The organism is Armatimonas sp., assembly GCF_043757465.1.
Lineage (GTDB): Bacteria > Armatimonadota > Armatimonadia > Armatimonadales > Armatimonadaceae > Armatimonas.
This window is the reverse complement of sequence record NZ_JAYVPL010000104.1, coordinates 13,520-31,769: the sequence shown is the minus strand read 5'-3', so window position 1 is coordinate 31,769 and position 18,250 is coordinate 13,520. Positions and strand designations below refer to the sequence as shown.

At 59.2% G+C, this 18,250-nt stretch carries 20 protein-coding genes and 1 tRNA gene; 10 read left to right on the top strand and 11 right to left on the bottom strand.

The window, feature by feature from the left end:
* Positions 1-1,398 carry an RHS repeat domain-containing protein gene (locus ACH2ED_RS13645; protein WP_395092010.1) on the bottom strand — a complete coding sequence of 466 codons (1,398 nt, stop codon included), beginning with the start codon at positions 1,396-1,398 and terminating at the stop codon, positions 1-3.
* A 191-nt stretch (positions 1,399-1,589) separates the two neighbouring features.
* Between ACH2ED_RS13645 and ACH2ED_RS13640 the strand changes: the two genes are divergently transcribed.
* A complete protein-coding gene (locus tag ACH2ED_RS13640) occupies positions 1,590-2,288 on the top strand; it encodes a hypothetical protein (protein WP_395092008.1) in 699 nt (232 codons plus the stop codon).
* On the opposite strand, the gene ACH2ED_RS13635 is transcribed toward ACH2ED_RS13640, so the two are convergent.
* Genes ACH2ED_RS13635 through ACH2ED_RS13615 form a run of 5 tightly spaced genes read right to left on the bottom strand, consistent with a single transcriptional unit; the run spans position 2,285 to position 6,580 of the window.
* Positions 2,285-3,265, bottom strand: a complete 981-nt coding sequence (locus ACH2ED_RS13635; RefSeq protein WP_395092005.1) for a serine hydrolase domain-containing protein — start codon at positions 3,263-3,265, stop codon at positions 2,285-2,287. The two genes, ACH2ED_RS13640 and ACH2ED_RS13635, sit on opposite strands and share 4 nt — an antisense overlap.
* A gap of 3 nt (positions 3,266-3,268) precedes the next feature.
* Positions 3,269-3,706: a hypothetical protein gene (locus tag ACH2ED_RS13630; protein ID WP_395092002.1), complete on the bottom strand. Its 438-nt coding sequence runs from the start codon at positions 3,704-3,706 to the stop codon at positions 3,269-3,271.
* The gene (locus ACH2ED_RS13625) at positions 3,703-4,338 is read right to left on the bottom strand and encodes a hypothetical protein (protein ID WP_395091999.1); all 636 of its coding nucleotides are present in this window, start codon (positions 4,336-4,338) and stop codon (positions 3,703-3,705) included. Before ACH2ED_RS13625 ends, ACH2ED_RS13630 begins: the two co-directional genes overlap by 4 nt.
* A 14-nt stretch (positions 4,339-4,352) precedes the next feature.
* Positions 4,353-5,006, bottom strand: coding sequence for a superoxide dismutase (locus ACH2ED_RS13620; RefSeq protein ID WP_395091996.1), 654 nt, complete (start codon positions 5,004-5,006; stop codon positions 4,353-4,355).
* Positions 5,003-6,580 (bottom strand): metallophosphoesterase, encoded by a 1,578-nt coding sequence (locus tag ACH2ED_RS13615; RefSeq protein WP_395091994.1) that lies wholly within the window; start codon positions 6,578-6,580, stop codon positions 5,003-5,005. The genes ACH2ED_RS13620 and ACH2ED_RS13615 overlap by 4 nt, the downstream gene beginning before the upstream one ends.
* A gap of 403 nt (positions 6,581-6,983) precedes the next feature.
* Between ACH2ED_RS13615 and ACH2ED_RS13610 the strand changes: the two genes are divergently transcribed.
* Positions 6,984-7,415 carry a hypothetical protein gene (locus ACH2ED_RS13610; protein WP_395091992.1) on the top strand — a complete coding sequence of 144 codons (432 nt, stop codon included), beginning with the start codon at positions 6,984-6,986 and terminating at the stop codon, positions 7,413-7,415.
* Between the two features lie 109 nt (positions 7,416-7,524).
* Complete coding sequence (locus ACH2ED_RS13605; protein WP_395091989.1) at positions 7,525-8,205, top strand: RNA polymerase sigma factor; 681 nt, start codon at positions 7,525-7,527, stop codon at positions 8,203-8,205.
* Here the strand turns inward: ACH2ED_RS13605 and ACH2ED_RS13600 are convergent.
* Both ACH2ED_RS13600 and ACH2ED_RS13595 read right to left on the bottom strand, forming a co-directional pair.
* A complete protein-coding gene (locus ACH2ED_RS13600; protein WP_395091987.1) occupies positions 8,192-8,446 on the bottom strand; it encodes a hypothetical protein in 255 nt (84 codons plus the stop codon). The genes ACH2ED_RS13605 and ACH2ED_RS13600 overlap by 14 nt on opposite strands.
* Before the next feature lie 45 nt (positions 8,447-8,491).
* Complete coding sequence (locus ACH2ED_RS13595; RefSeq protein ID WP_395091984.1) at positions 8,492-9,922, bottom strand: DUF1501 domain-containing protein; 1,431 nt, start codon at positions 9,920-9,922, stop codon at positions 8,492-8,494.
* Positions 9,923-10,031: 109 nt separating this feature from the next.
* Here ACH2ED_RS13595 and mdh point away from each other — a divergent pair, with 109 nt between their 5' ends.
* The 4 genes from mdh (at position 10,032) to ACH2ED_RS13575 (ending at position 13,851) form a co-directional block, all read left to right on the top strand.
* Positions 10,032-10,976, top strand: a complete 945-nt coding sequence (gene mdh, locus ACH2ED_RS13590) for a malate dehydrogenase (protein WP_395091981.1) — start codon at positions 10,032-10,034, stop codon at positions 10,974-10,976.
* A 44-nt stretch (positions 10,977-11,020) separates the two neighbouring features.
* A complete protein-coding gene (locus ACH2ED_RS13585; protein WP_395091979.1) occupies positions 11,021-12,016 on the top strand; it encodes an alpha/beta hydrolase in 996 nt (331 codons plus the stop codon).
* Positions 12,017-12,175: 159 nt separating this feature from the next.
* Complete coding sequence (locus tag ACH2ED_RS13580; protein ID WP_395091977.1) at positions 12,176-12,778, top strand: hypothetical protein; 603 nt, start codon at positions 12,176-12,178, stop codon at positions 12,776-12,778.
* Between the two features lie 20 nt (positions 12,779-12,798).
* Complete coding sequence (locus ACH2ED_RS13575; protein ID WP_395091974.1) at positions 12,799-13,851, top strand: cell division protein ZipA C-terminal FtsZ-binding domain-containing protein; 1,053 nt, start codon at positions 12,799-12,801, stop codon at positions 13,849-13,851.
* Between the two features lie 123 nt (positions 13,852-13,974).
* On the opposite strand, the gene ACH2ED_RS13570 is transcribed toward ACH2ED_RS13575, so the two are convergent.
* The 3 genes from ACH2ED_RS13570 to ACH2ED_RS13560 all read right to left on the bottom strand — a co-directional run bounded on the left by ACH2ED_RS13570 (position 13,975) and on the right by ACH2ED_RS13560 (position 15,309).
* Positions 13,975-14,499, bottom strand: a complete 525-nt coding sequence (locus ACH2ED_RS13570) for a hypothetical protein (protein WP_395091971.1) — start codon at positions 14,497-14,499, stop codon at positions 13,975-13,977.
* Positions 14,500-14,550: 51 nt separating this feature from the next.
* Positions 14,551-15,216 (bottom strand): type II secretion system protein, encoded by a 666-nt coding sequence (locus ACH2ED_RS13565; RefSeq protein WP_395091968.1) that lies wholly within the window; start codon positions 15,214-15,216, stop codon positions 14,551-14,553.
* A gap of 10 nt (positions 15,217-15,226) precedes the next feature.
* Positions 15,227-15,309, bottom strand: a tRNA-Leu gene (locus tag ACH2ED_RS13560).
* Positions 15,310-15,405: 96 nt separating this feature from the next.
* Here ACH2ED_RS13560 and ACH2ED_RS13555 point away from each other — a divergent pair.
* From ACH2ED_RS13555 to ACH2ED_RS13545, 3 genes are read left to right on the top strand one after another with little or no spacing between them, the layout of a single operon-like run.
* The gene (locus ACH2ED_RS13555) at positions 15,406-16,467 is read left to right on the top strand and encodes a LacI family DNA-binding transcriptional regulator (RefSeq protein ID WP_395091966.1); all 1,062 of its coding nucleotides are present in this window, start codon (positions 15,406-15,408) and stop codon (positions 16,465-16,467) included.
* A complete protein-coding gene (gene pelA / locus ACH2ED_RS13550; protein WP_395091964.1) occupies positions 16,468-17,418 on the top strand; it encodes a pectate lyase in 951 nt (316 codons plus the stop codon).
* Between the two features lie 34 nt (positions 17,419-17,452).
* Complete coding sequence (locus ACH2ED_RS13545) at positions 17,453-18,250, top strand: DUF1559 domain-containing protein (protein ID WP_395091962.1); 798 nt, start codon at positions 17,453-17,455, stop codon at positions 18,248-18,250.

Sequence of the window (18,250 nt, the reverse complement as noted above, 5' to 3'; positions counted from 1 at the left end):
TTATGGCACAACACATAGCGAGAGAGCGCCCGAATAGACCATGCTATCGCTGATGAACCTGCCCAACCCCGGCGAGTAGTAGCGGTTTCTGGCGTAGACAAGCCCTGATGCGTCGTGCTCAAGACCCGTGAAGCCGTACGGTTGACCGCCGAAGCCGTTGGAATTCACCGACGAGATAACCTGACCGAACGGGTCGAAGCTGTTCTGCTGAGCGGGTGCGCCCGAACTGTTGAGAAGTGTGACCACGCTGCCGAGGTGGTCGGTGACGGTTGCGTTGCCGCCTAAACTCGCGTGGTTGTCTACGCCCGTGGTCTTCGCAAACACGCCGCTGCCCGTGCCGCCGTGACTGCTCCAACCAGACCACTTGTAACTTCTCGCATTGCCGCCACTCACATTTTTGGAGATGCGCCGGTTGTACAGATCATAACCAAACGTGCTGCTTTGACCACCGGAAGTCATGGAGGCAAGCTGACCGCGCACATTCCAGCCAAGGTAGTCCGAGCCAAGACGCGTCATGTTCCCGTTCGCGTCGTGATCCGCCGTTAAAGTTCCACTGCCGCTGGTCATTGAGGTCAGGCGGTTGGCCCAGTCGTAGGCGAACGCACGGGTGGACGTGGCATTGTTCGTGAGGGTCTCGCCAATGCGGTTGTTGGCATCATCATAAGAATAATCGTAGGTACTACCGCCCCGAACGGCCTTAGTCAACCGCCGGAGGCCATCATACGTATAGCTCGCCAACACCTGGGAGCCGTCTAGATTCTTCTCCTGGGAGATCGCTCCGCTGGCATCGTAGCTATACTTGCGCCCACGAACCAGGGTGCCATTGAACTTGGTCTGCGTCGTCTCCGCACGCCCTATGGCATCGTAGCCTGTTAGTTGCTCCAGCCCGTTAGGCTTCGTCACTTTGGTAGTCTGTCCCAGGAAATCGAACTCCATGGTAGTGTCGCCCACAACCGAGTTCTCCGTCTTCCAGATACGCCCTAGATCATCGTAGTTGTAGAGAGTGGTCTCGGTGCCGTCCTCGACAACGCGCTTGAGGCGGTCAAGTGAATCGAACTCGGCGTAGTTCTTGGTTCCCAGCGGGGTGACAATAGTGCGAAGACGGTGGACACTGTCATAGCCGAAGTGGTAGAGCTGCGGGGTGCCGGTTGCGGGTGGCAGGTCGCTGATGTCGTTTAACTGGTACTTGAGCTGGGGATCGTAGGCATAGCTCGTCGAGGAGACAATAGTGCCCGTCACATCTTTGTAGGTTGTCTGTGCAAGCCTATCCCCGGACATGTAGCTATTCGTGAGTACCTGACCGCGTGCATCCGTGGCTGCTTTGAGTTCCCCATTGAATCCCCAGAGACTATGAGAAACCTGGCTGAGTGGGTTGTATGTCAGGATAGCGCGATCCATCTTGTCATAGCCAAACCACCAGCTATACCACCGACCATTCTTATATCGAAATCAGAACTATAATCAGCGTAATCTGAAACACTATCAGTGAAATCAGAAAGCTTATCAAAAAAATGGGGAACTTTTTCAACAAAATAATAGGTACTGTCAATATATCAAGGAATGATCTCAGCAGATCAAGGAGATGAAAAATGGATACACTAACCTCTGTCGCGCCACGCAAGCGTGGTGCCCTCAATAACGACATCCTCAAGAGCCTGCAAACCGCTCTGACTATCGCACAGGCCGCACAGCGCGAACCCTTCGTCCTGCAACTGACCGAGATGCAGCTCCCTGCGGTTTTTATCAGCTCGCTCCTCAGCGGTATTGCAGAGTGCCATGCAACACTCGATACCGCTTTCGATGCCGATCAGGAAGTGAAGGGGAGTACGCAGGCGGAAGGCACGGCACGGGGCCGACTCAAGGCCACGATTCGACGGATTCAGGCCGCTGCGAGTCAGAAGTACGCCCGTGACCCGGAAAATAAGCACAAACTTGCCCTCTTTGGCATGGGGATCAACCTCGATGCCAGCCGTGCCCTGCTTGCCCAGCACGCACCGGGGATTCTTTCACACCTAAGCGACGACTCTTTGCCGGGCCTCAGTGCGGCGTTCCAGGGAGAGGCGGCGCAGGCACTCGCCGACTGGACTGCTGCCGACAGTGTGCAAGCTGCCGCCCAGCAAAAAGCGACCCAAAAACGCTCAGAGGCCGAGGTACAGTCCAAAGCCATAACAGACCGACGGATTCAGGTGCAGTACGCCATCGAGGGGCTTTATCCTCACACGCTCTCGGAGAATGCGGCGGCGCGGGCGGCGTTTCTCTTGCCCAAAACACGGCCTTTCCGGGGCTAGGTGCGCTGGGCGATGCCGCGTGCAATCCGGCCCACATCGGCACCGGCGAGGTTGGCCAGGACAATCACCGCGCGGTCGCTGTCGAGCTCGCGCCAGAAGTGGGTGGCGAAGCCGGGGCGGCTCCCTCCGTGCTCAGCGATGCGCTTGCCCGCCTCGCCCGAGAGGTTCCAACCCAGGCCGTACGGGTGGGGTTTGCCATTGTTCAGAATCACGGGTTCGAAGAGGCGAGCACGGGTCTCGGGTTTGAGAAGCTGGTCACTGCGGAGCAGCGCGTCCCACTTTGTCAGGTCTTGCACCGTGCTCAGCAAGCCGCCGCTCGCAAAATCGCGGCTCCAGGACGCCACATTGACCGTGGTATCGGACTCAAACGCGTAGCCGTCGGCGCGGTTCATAACAACGGTGCGCAGGTTGTGGCGACGGGTCGCGCTCATTCCGAGCGGCACAAGAAAGCGGGCAGTGAGAAACTCATCCCAGCGCTGGCGCGTGATCAGGCGGATCACCTCACCCAGGAGCAAGTAACCAAAGTTGCAGTAGCTCCACTTTTCCCCGGGCGCAAAACGTAGCGGCAAGGGCCGGGCGGCGGCGATGGCATCGCTCTCGGTGTAGGTGCGGCTTAGCTCCAGCGGCTCATCCGTCACCAGCCCCGACGTGTGGGTGAGCAGGTGCCGTAGCGTGATCTTCTCCCAGCTCGCGGGCGTGTTCGGCAAGTGCTTGCTGAGAGGATCCGTCAAGCTCAGCTTGGCCTCTTGCTCCAGGAGCAGAATGCAAGTGGCAATCACCTGCTTTGTCACCGATGCGAGCTGATACACCGTTTCGGGCGTGGCGGGTGTCTTTGTCTCCAGGTTCGCCAGGCCATAACCCGCCGTCTTGAGGGCTTTGCCCTTGCCCACTAAGGCGATCGAGAGACCCGGAATCCGCAGCAGGCTCCGCTCCTGCTCCACATAGCTATCAATCGGATCATCAAAAAAACGCGACATGGCCTATCTCCCTTCCCGGACGATCCAGCCCAGGAGCCCGGCCATTTCGTCCCAGGCCAGCGCCGCTGCACCGGGCTCACCCCGCTGGCAAATATCCACGCGCTCACGGGCCGTTGTCCTGCCAAGCTCCGCGTAGAACGGGTGTGCACCAGTCATTCCCACCCAGTAGCGCGTGTTGCCCCAGTCGCCCTCGCGCCGATGGACAAGCTGATGGATGTAGTTAGCCGTGCTATCGTCCTCATGCACCTGCACGAGCTTATGCGCCGCGTCGAGATCGTCGTTGAGCAGGTGGAGTAGTGCCCGGAGATTGTAGGAGCCCTCGGTGACTCCCAAGAGCAATGCGGGCTGCCAGGGCACTTTGGGGCAGAGCGAGGCATCGGTGCGCGCGAGCAGAGTCGCGGTGCGTGCAGAGAGCGGATGGTTTTGGGGAAGTGGGTTCATGAGGGTAGGTATCCAAAGAGGCGCACGGAGCCGTGGGCCAGGGAGTTCGCCGGAAGCGGCGCGGCATCTTGCGGCGAGGGAACGGCCAGCTCCAGCACCAGAGTCAGCTCGGAGGTATGCAGCACCTGAGCGCGGTAGACAGCCAGCGGCAGCTCACCCCAGGTATCCGAACGCTGACTGAGCAACCGCCCAATCACCACGTAGTCATTTTCAAGCTGCCCCTCATGCACCAGAGTGACGGTATCAGGGGGCACTTTATCGGCATCGCGGAGCTGCTCCTGCATCGCCTCCACCCCACCCGGAGCCAGAGTCGCCAGCCCGTAGAGCGCCACCTCGATGGTCTTGCCAATCGCGGCTTTGTAGCGCTCACCGTGGATTGCCTGATCTGTGGTGCAGAAGACAAACCGCTGGCTACCGACTCCCAGTTCCGCCAGCGGCAAGCCCTCCTGTGGATCGCGCCAGAGCCGCCGCAGTGTCCCGGTGAGCCGTAGCTCCGTCCGTAGATCCGGCAGCTCAGCGCTATCCGAAGTGACGGTTGAGAGAAACGCCTTGCGCCGCTTGACACTGCGCACGACCAGTGCTCCAAAGCCCCCCAGAACCAGCAACAGCGCAACCGGCAGGAGGGTTTCCACGCCGCCCACAGCCGCTACCGAGCCATCTTGAGGCGGTTATTGACCTCGTCCCAGTTCACGACATTCCACCACGCCTTGAGGTAGTCAATCCGCTTGTTCTGGTACTTCAGATAGTAGGCATGCTCCCAGACATCGTTGCCTAGAATCGGGACGCCGCCCTCAAGCAGCGGGGTGTCCTGGTAGGGAAACGATGCCAGCTCCAGCTTGCCCTTCGTCAGCGAGAGCCAGACCCAGCCACTCCCGAAGCGCTTCAGGCCCGCGTCCTCGAACGCCGCCTTGAACTTGTCAAAGTCGCCAAAGCTGCCTTTAATCGCATCGGCGATCGCGCCCGTGGGAGCGCCGCCGCCATTGGGTTTCATGAGGGTCCAGAAGATCGTGTGGTTGACATGACCGCCCGCGTTGTTGCGCACCGCCATGCGGCTGTCCTCGGGAATGCGCGCTAAGTTCTTGAGCAGTGCCTCCGCAGACATCACGCGGCTGTTCGGGCCATAGACTTTGGCAATGGCTACATTTAGGTTAGTGATGTAGGCCTGATGGTGCTTATCGTGGTGAATCTGCATGGTCTGTGCATCAATGTACGGCTCCAGCGCGGCAGGTGGATAGGCCAGTGCAGGCAGCGAAAACGGACCGGTCGGTGGGGCGGCGGGTTGTTGATTGTTGGGTGTCATTTGGTTATTGTCCAGGTATCGAGTTCTTTGCCGTCGGCGGCGACTTGCCGGGCGACGAGCTTTTTATCCGTGAGGTCAACGATAGTGAGTGAGTGGGTATCGTCTATGTACTTGGCGGTAAAGTCTTGGAGCTTACCTTTTTCAATATTTTTATAGAGCCCCGCTCCCCCCGCACCGGAGACGATATAGATCGGAGCGGTGGGTTTGGTATTTTTCACGCCATCGTAGACTTTATCAAGCGTGATTTTACCCGCCACATCGCCTTTTTCGCCGCGTGGCTTCTCGGGCAGAAACGTCAGAGGATAGCTGCGCTGGTAGTCGTGGACATGGCCGGACCAGACCACGGCGACGCCGTACTTCTCAAAGAGTGGTGCAAGCACGCGCATCCACTGGTCGTTGAAGTGCTCTTTGTTGGAGTTAAACGGCGGGTGGTGAAACGCGACAAAGCGCCAGGTGGCTTTCTGCGCCGCCTTCAGATCGCTCTCGACCCACTGTTTCAGCGCGGCATCGGTCCAGTCCATGTAGCCGTTGGCATCCAGAACCGTCCAGTGTGCGTTGCCGTAGTCGAACGAGAAACTCGCCATGCGCGGGTAGTGCTCACCTGCTGCCGCCAGAAACGCTTTCGTGTCCGTGCTCCCCAAGGGCGAGGCGAACTTGGTGCTGGCGATCATCGGGCCATTGAGCGGCTGGCTCCAGTAGTAAAAATAAGAAAATGCATCGGGAGTCTTCTCCAGTGTCGAGGAGCGGATATCATGGTTTCCGGGGGAAGCCAGCGTCAGCGTGGAGCGCAGGAGTGGCACACCCTCGGCAGTAGCCGTCTCGGCATTGTAGATGGGCCAGTAGTTTTTGACGTACTCACTGGCCAGGCCTTTTCCATAGACAATATCGCCTGTGATAAAGACATAGTCCGGCTTGGCGGCCATGGTCTGGGCCGCGACTTGTTTCTGGCCGGTCGTATTCTGCCCACAGTCCCCAAAGAGCACGAAACGCTGCGGCTCCTTTGCGGTCTTGCGGGCACGGGTGCGGGCGGCAAAGACGGGCTTATCGGCCTTGGAGATGCGGTAGTCAAAGAGCTTGCCAGGCACGAGCCCGTCCAGAGGCGCGCTGATGACAGTCTGCGGCTCGATCACGCCCACGGCGATGTTTTTCGCGCCGAGCTTCCCGGCAATCTTCTTCCAGACTCCTCCGGCAATCGCGGGCCGGGTCTCCACACTCCACTCTTCCAGCTTAGCACCCGCGGGCGCGATCCAGAGCAGCTCCAGCCCCTCGGTCTTGTTGCCCAGCGCCGGGCGATTTCCTAGCTGTAGGTAGGGCGGCTGGACAAAAGTCTTCTCGGGGGTTTGGATCGCCTCAAGGGGCGGCAGCGCGGCATCGGCGGCGGCGCCCGGCGGCAGTCCCGCGACGGAGCGCCCCCCCAGCCCTCCGCCCAGCGACGGTGTCTGCATCTGGGGTGTCGCAAGGTTCGGGCTCGTCCCCGCACACCCCGCCCAAATAGCACATCCCCCCCCCATAAATATCAATCCTGCCAGAGATAACTTACTTACTCGCATCACGGTGACTGTCTCCTTTCTCATTGTACACCATGCCTTTGTGGTGAAGTTTCACGAATTGTTAACCCACGCGCTGTCGTGCCAGCGGTATCCTTCTAGCGTAACGGGAAACGATCTCCCTCTACACAATATGAGACATAACTACCCCTCGCGTGTTGCGAGGAGCTGCGGGCAGTCGCCCGCAGCTTTTTCTTTTTTCACATGTCTTAGTGAGCCTTTTTCAGCAATGGGAAATTTTGGTAGTCGCGGAGCGACTTTTTGGCGGAACGCCTATTGATGCCCACGTTCTGTGGGCAGTGAAGGGCCTCCCCGCAAAAGGCCCCACTATGTAAACTTAATGTTAAATCTTTTCGGAAATCCTTGCTTTTTTTTCGCACCGCCTAGATACTGTTCCGTAGTACATCTCACTCTCTGGAGGAACTCACTCTTGTCATCAAAAGACACTCTCTCGGAAACAGGCGCTGCTCTGACGCGTGCAGGCGGAACTCTCTCCGTCCTCAGTGGGGTTGCCCCAGAGTTCCTAGCCGCCGCGCAGGTAGAGCTAGATGCCTACCGTGATGCAACAGCCACTCTCGAAACCAAAGCCAAAGCACTGGAGGAGCACTTAAACGCAATCGTCACACTGCTCCCCGAAGTGCGAAAAGAGACCCGAGCGCTCAAGCAGCACAATAAGAAAGCCTACGCACTTCTCCAGAAAGTGCTCCACGGCAAGTCCATTGCGGCACGCACCGCGCCCAAGGCAAAGCCCATCCCGCCTGCTCCCACTGAGAGTGCAGTGATCGAAGGCACGGCGAGCGAAACGCCCGCTCCCAAGAAACCCACAACCACACGTCGCAAACCCCCAACCAAAACTTCTTAGTCTCTTCCTTGCCCCACGTCGGACAGGGCGCACGGGCTAGCTTGTCACACTGTCCCCGTACTTGTCACACTGTCCCCGTATCAGACGTTCATCACGTACAATGGGACAGATGCGACAAAAAGCGGTGAGTGGGTTCTTCTGGCGGGTGTGGCGACGACCGCAGGGTCTGTCGTCGCGCCCTCGAACGGAAGAGGAGCTTCTGCTTCTGCTCCACGACTCCTCTCTGAGTGAGACGGACCGTCAAGCGGTGGAGGAGCAGCTCTTTTTGCTGGTCAAAGAGCGCATTGGAACTGCTGTGGATGGGTTCTGCGGGGCACTCGCGGGCATGGAGCGCGACGACATCATCACCGAGGTCTGGCTCAAGCTACGCCGGGCTGCATCGCCGGATCTGCGCACAAGCTGTCTGCGCCGCGTCGCGCGCCAGATTATCCAGAGTAAGCTACGTCTTAAGGGAACACAGAGCTACCGACAAGAGCCACTAACGGAGAGCGGAGATAGAATCACACGCGCGATTGAGAGCCTCACCGAAGAAGTTCCCTCCCCGATTGAGCAGCTCTGCGCCGCCGAGCTCATGCAGCGGGTGCGCCAGCAGCTCGGACAAGAAAACGCCGCGCCCCTGATCCTCAACTCGGTCTACGGTTGGGAGCATCAGGAGATCGCGGCGTGGCTCGGGATTCACGAAGAAGCGTCTAAGAAGCGCGCTCAGCGGGCCGCCGCCCGCCTCCGCAGCCTGGCGGAGACGGACGAGACATTCCGGGCACTCCTAGACGAATCGTCTACTTCTTCTTAGCCGGGGCTTTCGGCTTGGACGCAGGCTTTGGCGTATTGTAACCCTTGCAGCACTCGCCTGCCTTCTGCATCTTGCTGTGGCAAGCCTTGTTACAGACATGGTGCTTGTCTTCACCCGTCGCATGTTTGCACTTCATCCCCTTGCAGCACTTAGGCTCATGGAGCTTCTTGGCCGTCCCCTGTGCAAACCCAAACGCAGTGCAGCTCAATAAAGCCACCGCCACAAACATCATCTTCTTCATACTCAAACCTCCAGCGAACATTCTACACAATTTATGCCAGAATTCCTAGGCAATAATTTCTTTGATGGGCTCCGCGCCCTCCACTCCAACAAGCTTCTGGCTGAGACCGCCGTAAAAGTACGTCAGGTTATTCGGATCGAGGCCGAGCTGGTGCAGAATCGTGGCATGGACGCGCTTGACCGGGGTGGGATTGATCGCCGCCGCGTAGCCCAGCTCGTCGCTCTCGCCGTAGCTTGTGCCACCCTTAATTCCGCCACCTGCCATCCACATCGTGAAGCCGTAGGAGTTATGGTCGCGGCCATCTCCTGTGGCATGGGCCGTGCGCCCGAACTCGCCCCCCCAGACCACCAGAGTCTCGTCGAGCAAGCCGCGCTGCTTGAGGTCCTTAAGCAAGCCGGCGATTGGCTTGTCCACCCGGCCCGCATTACGATTGTGGTTAGGCACCAGATTGCCATGCGCATCCCAGAAGTTTAGAAAGTCCGTGTTGCCGCCACCCGCGTAGAGCTGGATAAAGGGAACGCCGCGCTCTACCATGCGCCGGGCCAATAAACACCGGAACCCGAAGTCTTTGGTGTGCGCCTCATTGAGTCCGTACATTTCTTTGATACTCTCGGGCTCTTTGGAAATATCAACGGCCTCAGGAGCGGTGCGCTGCATCTGAAACGCCAGCTCGTAGCTCGCGACTCGGGCGGCGAGATTAGAGTTGTCCTCGCGGGGCTTGCGGTGCACCTGGTTGAGATCGCCAATCGCATCAAGCAGCTCACGCTGGAGATCCGGTGCCATGCCGCTAGGGCGAGAGAGATCCAAAATAGGATCGCCCGCCGAGCGCAGCACCGTGCCCTGGAACTTGGCGGGCATGTAGCCGCTCGCCCAGTTCTTCGCGCCAGAGATCGGGCCGCCGGTGGTGTCGAGCATGACCACAAAGCCCGGCAGCTCTTTCGCATCGAAGCCCAGGCCGTAGTTCACCCACGTCCCCAAGCTCGGCGAGCCTGAGAGAATCTTGCCGGAGTTCATCTGGAGCATCGCGGAGCCATGAATGGGCGAGTCAGAGTAGACCGAGTGCAGATACGCAATGTCATCGGACATGGCCCCGACATTAGGAAAGAGATCGGAGACCTGCTTGCCACACTGACCATAGGGCTTAAACTTCCACTTGGGTCCCATGAGTGTGAGGGGAATGGTCTTGCCCGCATTGCGAAAGCTCTTGATATTGACTGTCTTGCCGTCGCCCTTGACCAGTTCGGGCTTGTAATCAAATGTGTCTACCTGGCTGGGGCCGCCGTACATGAATAAGAAAATCACGCTCTTGGCTTTTTTACCCCCCAGCCCCCGCCCGGCGGGGGGGAGGGGGCTGGCTTGTGCCTGTTTAGGAAAAAAGCCATCGGTGCCTAGTAGGCCCGTTAGTGCCAGCCCCGTAAAGCCCGCACCGGCCTCCCATAAAAACTCTCGTCGTGTTCGTTTACAAAAATCGCGCATCCATCCCCCCCAGGCCCCTTCCTTCGCTCTGATCCACGTTCTGTGGGACGAAGGAAGGGGGAGAATACGAGCCTATTTTATCCCATAGAACGGGTACAATGGGTACGCTATGCGCAAGAAAGTTTCGATTATCGGTGCGGGTTTTGTCGGCTCGACCTGTGCCCACTGGATCGCTTCCAAAGAGTTAGCCGACGTCGTATTAATTGACATCTTCGGGGGTGTCGCCAAGGGCAAGGCACTGGACTTGCTTCAAGCCGGGCCGGTCGAGGGCTACGATCTGAGTATCACCGGCGGCGATGACTTCGCCGCGATGGCGGGTTCGGACATTGTGATTCTCACATCGGGTGCGCCTCGCAAGCCCGGCATGACCCGCGAGGACTTGGTCGCCGTGAACGCGGACATCACGGCCAGCAATGTGGAGAAGATTAAAGAGTTCGCTCCAAACTCTATTGTGTTAATCGTCAACAACCCCATGGACACGATGGCAACTCTGGCATGGAAAGTCTCGGGCTTTCCCAAAAACCGCGTCATCGGCCAGGGCGGCGTTTTAGACACGGCGCGCTACCGGACATTTCTGGCCAAAGAGATCGGCTGCTCCGTGGAGGACATCCAGGCCATGCTGCTGGGCGGCCACGGTGACGAAATGGTGCCGCTTCCCAACTACACCACCGTTGCAGGCATCCCGGTGACGCACTTCATCCCCGAGGAGAAGCTGAGCGCCATTGTCGAGCGTGCCAAGAAAGGCGGCGCGGAGATTGTCGCGCTGCTCGAAAAAGGCTCGGCCTACTACGCCCCTGCCGCCGCCACCGTGCAGATGGTCGAGGCCATCTTAAAAGACAAAAAACGCATCCTCCCCTGCTCGTGCTTGCTAGAGGGCGAGTACGGCGTCTCGGGGACGTTCTTTGGCGTCCCGACAATGCTCGGAGCAAATGGCATCGAGAAGATCATCGAAGTGCCCCTCACCGACGAAGAAAAAGCCGGGGTCGCCAAGTCCGCCGCGTTAGTTCGCTCGTCGTGCCAGGTGCTGCAAGACAAATACAACCTCTTCGGGTAGTTTTTTCGCCCCCTTGAACGGGGGCGATTTCAGAGGAGAAATCAATGCACAAGAATACTCTCTATGCTCTTGGGCTGGCACTGACTGCCGGAACGACTTTTGCCATTGCGCGGCAGACCGCCCCCAAGGCCAACCCGGACTCCCAGTACCGCCTCGGCCCGGACTCGATGCCACAGGAAGGGGTTCCGAAAGGCGAGATCAAGGGGCCGTTTGTGCTGGAAAAGTGTAAGTCCTACCCCGGGACGCAGCACACCTACTGGGTCTATGTCCCCGCCCAGTACGACCCGAGCAAGCCCACGGCGCTCATGGTCTACCAGGACGGCCAGGCGTTTAAGAACGAGACAGGCGATCTTCGCGCCCAGAACGTCATGGACAACCTCATCTACCGCCGCGAGATTCCCGTGATGCTTGCGGTCTTTATCAACCCTGGCCGCACGCCCGAGCAGCCCGAGCCCAGCCCGCGCGACTGGGGTGACCGCACGACCAACCGGGGCACCGAGTACAACTCGCTCGACGATAAGTACGCAAAAGTCATCACCGATGAGCTACTACCCGCTCTGGAAAAAGACTATAATCTCTCCAAAAACCCCGAACAGCGTGGCATCGGTGGCTCCAGCTCCGGCGCGATTGCCGCCTTTACCGTGGCCTGGGAGCGACCCGATGCCTTTCGCAAGGTGCTGAGCAATGTCGGGAGCTTCACCAATATTCGTGGCGGGCACCAGTACCCCGACATCATCAGCAAGAGCGCCAAAAAGCCCCTTCGTGTCTATCTGTGCGACGGGCGCAACGACAATCGTGGCATGCGCGGCGGGGTCTACGACGAGAAGTGGGACTGGTTTTTGCAGAACGTGCGGATGCAAAAAGCGCTCACCCAGAAGGGCTACGACCTGAACTACACCTGGGGGATGAACAACCACGGGCAGAAATACGGCGGCGCGGTCTTCCCCGACATGATGCGCTGGCTCTGGCGCGACGGCCCCGTCTCCGCCGATCCCAATGACCTAGTCGAGCGCGACTTCCGCCAGCCGGTCAAACGCTAAACGTAATGTCGTTTCGCGCAAGCGCAAACAAAGTCCGTAACGAGGCGCTGTCCCCTTGGCAGCGCCTGGTTTCCTGCTTCACGATGCACATGGAGATTGCCCTTTGTCATACTCGATAGCCCGGGGGCCTATCGTCTAGGTTCACGATAAAATACCCGCATGGCTTACTCAGACTTCACGCTTGCAATTGCTTTGGAGAGGCTCTCACTTTCGCTGCGGCAGCAGGAGTCGTTGTTTGCCGATGTTGCCGGGGCAGAGCCGAGCGCTCTGCTCTCGGAGGTGCTCAAAGACAACGTGCCCACGGCGCTGGCGATTCATACAGAGAAGGCACGCTCGGAGCTGATTGTGATGCCGGTGCTGATGGAGATTCGCAAGCGCACTCAGATCGGGCTCTTCTCGGGGATTGAGTTCAATGTGGACGATGCCCAGGGCTTGCGCGGGGTCTGTGATTTTTTGATCTCGCAGACACAGAACTCGTTTTTTATCGAAGCGCCCGTGCTCTCGGTGGTGGAGGCGAAGAACGATAATATCAAGTCCGGCCTGGGGCAGTGCGTGGCCGAGATGGTGGCGGCGCGGCTCTTCAACGAGCGCGCGGGCAAGGGGCCGAAGGTGGTCTATGGGCTGGTGACGACGGGGAGTATCTGGCGGTTTCTGCGGCTGGATGAGGGAGTCGTGGTGCTGGACTCTGTCGAATATTATTTGGATCAGTTGCCAAAAATTCTGGGGATTATACTAAGCATCTTACAAACAGAGCCAGGGTAAATCACGGTAGACATGCCGGGGTGATCGAGCTGCTGCCCGCGCTTGGAAAGACGGAAAAAGGCGACGGTGCGACGGTGACGGAGCCTGCGCACCGGTTCGAGGGTGACTACTGGACCCGCGCCGAGTGGCGCGAGATGCCGGATACCGCGCGGCGGGTGCGGCTGGCGCTGGGAGTGGAACCAATTGCCGTCCTCCCGCATCTCATGCCCGCTGTGGCGCTTCCCCCCGCGCCCAAACCCCTGCCGCTCGGGCCGCAACCTGGCACCTGCCTGCTCGCCGATATCGCCGACACGCAGCCGATACCCCACGAGGCACTGGTGCTTGCCCTGCGCGGAATAGACCTGATGACCGGGACGCTTTGGGGCTTTCAGCACGGCGGGTGGCACTTGCTCACGCCCGAAACTGTCCGTCAGCGCCCCACTTATCAGGCGCTCACTCTCGCATGGGAGCTACTGGAGCTACCGGGCAGCTCACTCGCGGAGCTAGCCGCCGTTGCTGCCCATGCCCTTAGAGCTACCCACACCCTCGCCGAGCGCCTCGGAGCCGCCGTCACCCGCGAGGAAGCCCCCGTGGAGGCAGCCCGCCGAGCCGCGAGCCTGGTGCTCCTCAAGGCACGTTTCGCGCGTTCGGTGGAGCTGCGCTTGCTCGCGCCAGGCACTCCGTTTCCCTCACGCAGGGCCTGGCGAGCTGCGTACGGACTCGGTTTTGGCTGGGGGCATCTGGATCTGCTCCACTGGCCCGCTGCCCCGCAGCGTGCGCTCTTCACCCTGACCAGCGCAGGCAAGCCCAGCTACTTCCTCCCCGAGCGCGCCGCCGAGGGCGAGGGCATTCCGGGCCTAATTCTGAGCTTCGAGCTACCGTCGTGCCCCGCCCCACTGGAGACTTTTGATGCCATGGCGCTCGCCCTCGCGCATTTCAGAGAGCAGCTCGGCGGTCACCCAACCGACGAGGGAGGAAGAGAGCTTGATCTAGAGCGCCTCGACGCGGAGCGAGAGAGTGTGGCGGCGGCAGTAACCCAATTAGAGGCGGCAGGCATCACGCCGGGGAGCCGCGAGGCGCTGGAGCTTTTCTGAACCCACACGTTTCGAACCCACCCGCCTCCGCTCATTCTTCGCTCCGGCACCCTCCCTGCCGCAGGGAGGGTGGATGCGAGCGGTGCGAGTAGGCGGGTGGGTTGGAAAGGCAGGGAGGATGGGTTACTTGATCCGACAAGAACGCACAAGGGTATCGAGCAGAGGCCACACCTGAGTCCTGTGCTTTTTTAAGTATTGCACGTAGCAAAAAATTTCCATCTTCGGGTTGGGACAGAGGTGGTCGGGAATACGGAGGATGTAGTAGTACCAAGTAGGGTCTGTACTATTGAGAACAAACCCTGGCACTGCACCAAAACCTTTGAGTCCTTGGTGTGCCTGAATATCCACAGCGCCATAGCGAGGCCAGTTACGGCCACGACCTTCCAAGGTTATATCAAGCTCAAAGCTCACCCCGTGCCTAGAGATTTCCCAATTAATCCCGATCTTGGGCCAATGCTTGATCCATCCCTCTGCTGATCCATAGGCACGAATCGATTCCTTACTGTCGTACAAGCCATCCTCAGCGGCCCAGCCGCGCGGCAGAGTGAAGAAGACCTGCTTACCCATCAGGTGCTTATGGGGCGGGGAGAAGATCTCGGTCTTGCTGTGGAGCACGAGAGGCTTCTTGCGCCGGGACTCATCGCTCATTTTGCTTCTCGCTTTCTTTCTTTGGGAGACACAGCGCTGTCGTGGGGGAGACTACTCCGTCCGCACGTCGCGCAGCCACTTGGCGTGGCCGTCTAAAAACAGCCGATTGCGTCCGCCCATGTGCACAGCGCGGCCTTTGAGTGCGGCGGGAACGGTGGCGATGGTCTTCGGGAAGTACGGATCCACCGCGAGCTCGGCATCCGCAACACTATCGGGGAGTCCGGCCTGCGGGTTGTTGGCCTGGCGTAGCTCGTCTACGGCCTGCTCAGGAGTCTTGCCCCAGAAGTTGTCGAGGGGGGTGGGATTATCCGGGCGGTCGAAGCGCCAGAGCCAGTAGCGCGCCCCGTTTTGCTCCACTTGAGTGACCCCCGCCATCTTCCCGGCGACACTCGGACAGCTCAGAATTTCCCGATTCTTGAGGTAGGGATCGAGCACAGGCGCAACCCAGCCCGCACGGGGATCACTGGTGGGCCACGCCGCTCCCCACGGCTTGTAGCCCAGAGAGTTTTTCAAGTCGCGCCGGTCGGGCAGGCGCTCGTCGTAGTCCTGCGTGTACATCGCAAAGCCAAGGCCAAGCTGACGCAGGTTCGAGACACAGGCAGTCTGACGGGCTTTCTCGCGGGCTTGCGAGAAAACCGGGAAGAGAATGGCGGCCAAAATGGCGATGATCGCGATGACCACGAGAAGCTCGATCAAAGTAAATGCGCGATGCACCATGAATATCCTATGCCCGAGGCGGGATTCGAACCCGCACGCCCTTACGGACCGCAGATTTTAAGTCTGCTGCGTCTACCATTTCGCCACCCAGGCAGGTGAGGATTATTTTACGATGTTCTGGTAAGAGATGCCAACTCTAAAATAGAAAACCGGTTTATATTGTGGTATTCTAGAAGGCACAGGAAAACTATGAGGAAACCAACCACACTCAAGGACGTCGCGGGGGCGCTGGGCATGCACAAGTCCACGGTCTCTCTAGCACTCTCCGGCAAAGGGACAATCTCGGCAGAGACCCGTCGCCGGGTGACCCAAGTAGCCCACGAGCTGGGCTACGAACCCAATGTCTTAGCACAGCGGCTGGCACGCGGCACCGAGACAGCCACCGTGCAGATTCTTAGTGGCGTGCTCGATGTGGGCATTGCGACGGAGAAAATTCTGCTGATCCAGCAAGAGCTCAGCGCCCATGGCTTTGAAGTGCCGCTCTACACCTGGCACTCTCACAGCGCCTCGAAAGAAAATAGCGAGCGGCAAGCGGCTCAGGTGCGCGGTCTGTGCCGTCAGCGACCCCGTGCGATTGTCTGCGCCGTGCAGCGGCTCCCCGATGCGATCTTGCAAGAACTTGATGCCTACCAGGCGCGTGGCGGAATCGTGGTTAGCTACGACACCGAAGTTCCCTACGAATGGGATCAGATTGTCTTTGACCGCGAGGAGAATGCCTACCGCGCTGCAAAGCATCTGCTTGAGGCGGGCCATCGGAAGCTGGGGCTGGGAATGTCCCACCTACGCGAGCCCCACAGCCCCACCGACCCCCAGGTGCATCGGCTGCGAGGCTTCCAGAAAGCACTGGCTGAGTTTGGGGTGCCCTTCCAGTCCCAGTGGTTCTTTCACACCAGCACCTACGAGCGCGGCGGCGCGGAGCTGGCGAAACAGTTCCTCGCGCTGGAAGATCGTCCCACGGCTCTGGCGATTGTCAATGACTACATGGCCATGGCTCTCATGACCGAGCTCACCCGTGCGGGAATGCGCCTCCCCGACGACCTGAGCCTGATCGGGCATGATAACCAGCCTATCGCCGCCTACTGTCCCGTTCCCCTGACCACGCTCACACAGCCCACCGATACCATTGCAGAGGCGGTAGTAGCGCAGCTTCGGGAGCGGCTCCAGGGCACCAACGCCCCGCCCGCGCGCATTCCCATCGAGAGCGTTCTTGTCAAACGCGAGAGTGTTACCCCACCCAAGGAGCGCGTATAAATGTTCCGTCAGAATGTCACTTGGAAAACTATCCTGGCGCAGCCCACCGCCTGGTACAAGAGCCCTGAGGCGCAGAAAATAGCGGCCAATGTCTTGCTCTACCAGCATTCCAATGGTGGCTGGGAGAAGAACCTAGATATGGTCAAGCCTCCCAAAACACCGCCCAAAGAGACAACTATTGACAACGGGGCCACCACTACGCAGCTCACGTTTCTGGCACGCGTCGGAACGCCGGAGTGCCGGGCAGCGGCGCTCAAGGCGATAGAGTATCTGCTCGCGGCCCAGTACCCCAACGGCGGCTGGCCGCAGTTCTGGCCGCTTAAAAAAGGCTACTATACGCACATCACCTTCAACGATGATGCCATGGCTCGTGTTCTCACCGTGCTCCGCGAGATCGCGCAGGGCAAGCCAGACTATGCCTTTGTGGACGCGGCACAGCAACAAAAATGTGCGACAGCCGTCACAAAAGGCGTCGCCTGTATCCTCAAGTGCCAGGTCGTGCTTCAGGGCAAGAAAACACTCTGGTGCGCTCAGCACGATGAAGTGAGCTTCGCTCCTGCTAAGGCCCGCGCCTATGAGCTTCCCAGTCTCTCGGGTAGCGAATCAGTAGATGTTCTGCGCTTTCTGATGGGCGAGAAACCCACACCACCGGTTGCGGCAGCCATCGAAGGCGGTATCGCTTGGCTTAAAGCAAACCAGCTCACGGGCATCCGCATCGAGAAACAAGGTGACGATAAAGTGGTCGTCAGCGATCCCAGCGCCGATCCTTGCTGGGGCCGTTTCTACGACTTAGAGACCGGCAAGCCATTTTTCTGTGGGCGCGATGGCATCAAGAAAAATAGCCTCGCAGAGATCGAGAAAGAGCGCCGCACAGGCTATTCCTGGTACACAAATCGGGGAAACCAGCTTCTCAAAGACGACTATCCCACTTGGAAAAAGAGAAAACACTAAATCATCTTAGACTACCATGAAGGTAATAAATTCAATGAAAAATCGAGCCTTTACGCTCATCGAGCTTCTTGTCGTGATCGCGATCATCGCGATTCTCGCCGCTATCCTCTTTCCGGTCTTTGCTCAGGCACGCGCCAAAGCCCGCCAAATCGCCTGCCTCTCCAACCAGAAGCAGATCGGGACGGCGTTTATGATGTACATCCAGGACTACGACGAGACATTTCCTTTCTCCGATGGCGGAATTAGCGGAAATGCCGCCGATTATATTGTCTGGCCCTTTTTGGTCGAGCCCTACATCAAAGGCGGTGTCCAGGGAACGACGAATAAGAACCAGAAAAAATCCATCTTTGTCTGTCCGGATAACGGCGCGGGCACACCGGATTCTTTCTTTGCCGGAGGAGCCGCCGCGCGTGGTCTGCTCAACTACAATGTGAACCGCCACCTAATGGAGGCCAACCGAAACAATCAGGGACTCAATGCAGGACTAAGTGTCCAGAGCCTCGCCGCCGTCGAGGCACCCGCCAGCCTGGTGATGATGTGCGAGGCGATCGGCACGCTCCCGGAGATCCAGGGTCGTGATAACCGCTACAGCACCAGTGCGGATCAGCACAACGCGGGCTACATGAATGCCCGCACCCGGCACAGTGCCGGTGCCAACTTCACTTTCGCCGATGGACACTCCAAGTGGTTCAAGGCACCCCAGAACTACCAGGCACGTAGCCTCAACGGGGTGATCTGGACCAAGTGCGATGGCCCTCTGGGGGCTAATGGTACCGGTTGGTTCCAGCCGCTCTCGGGAACCCTTCCGGTCACAAACTCCGCCTGTCAGTAA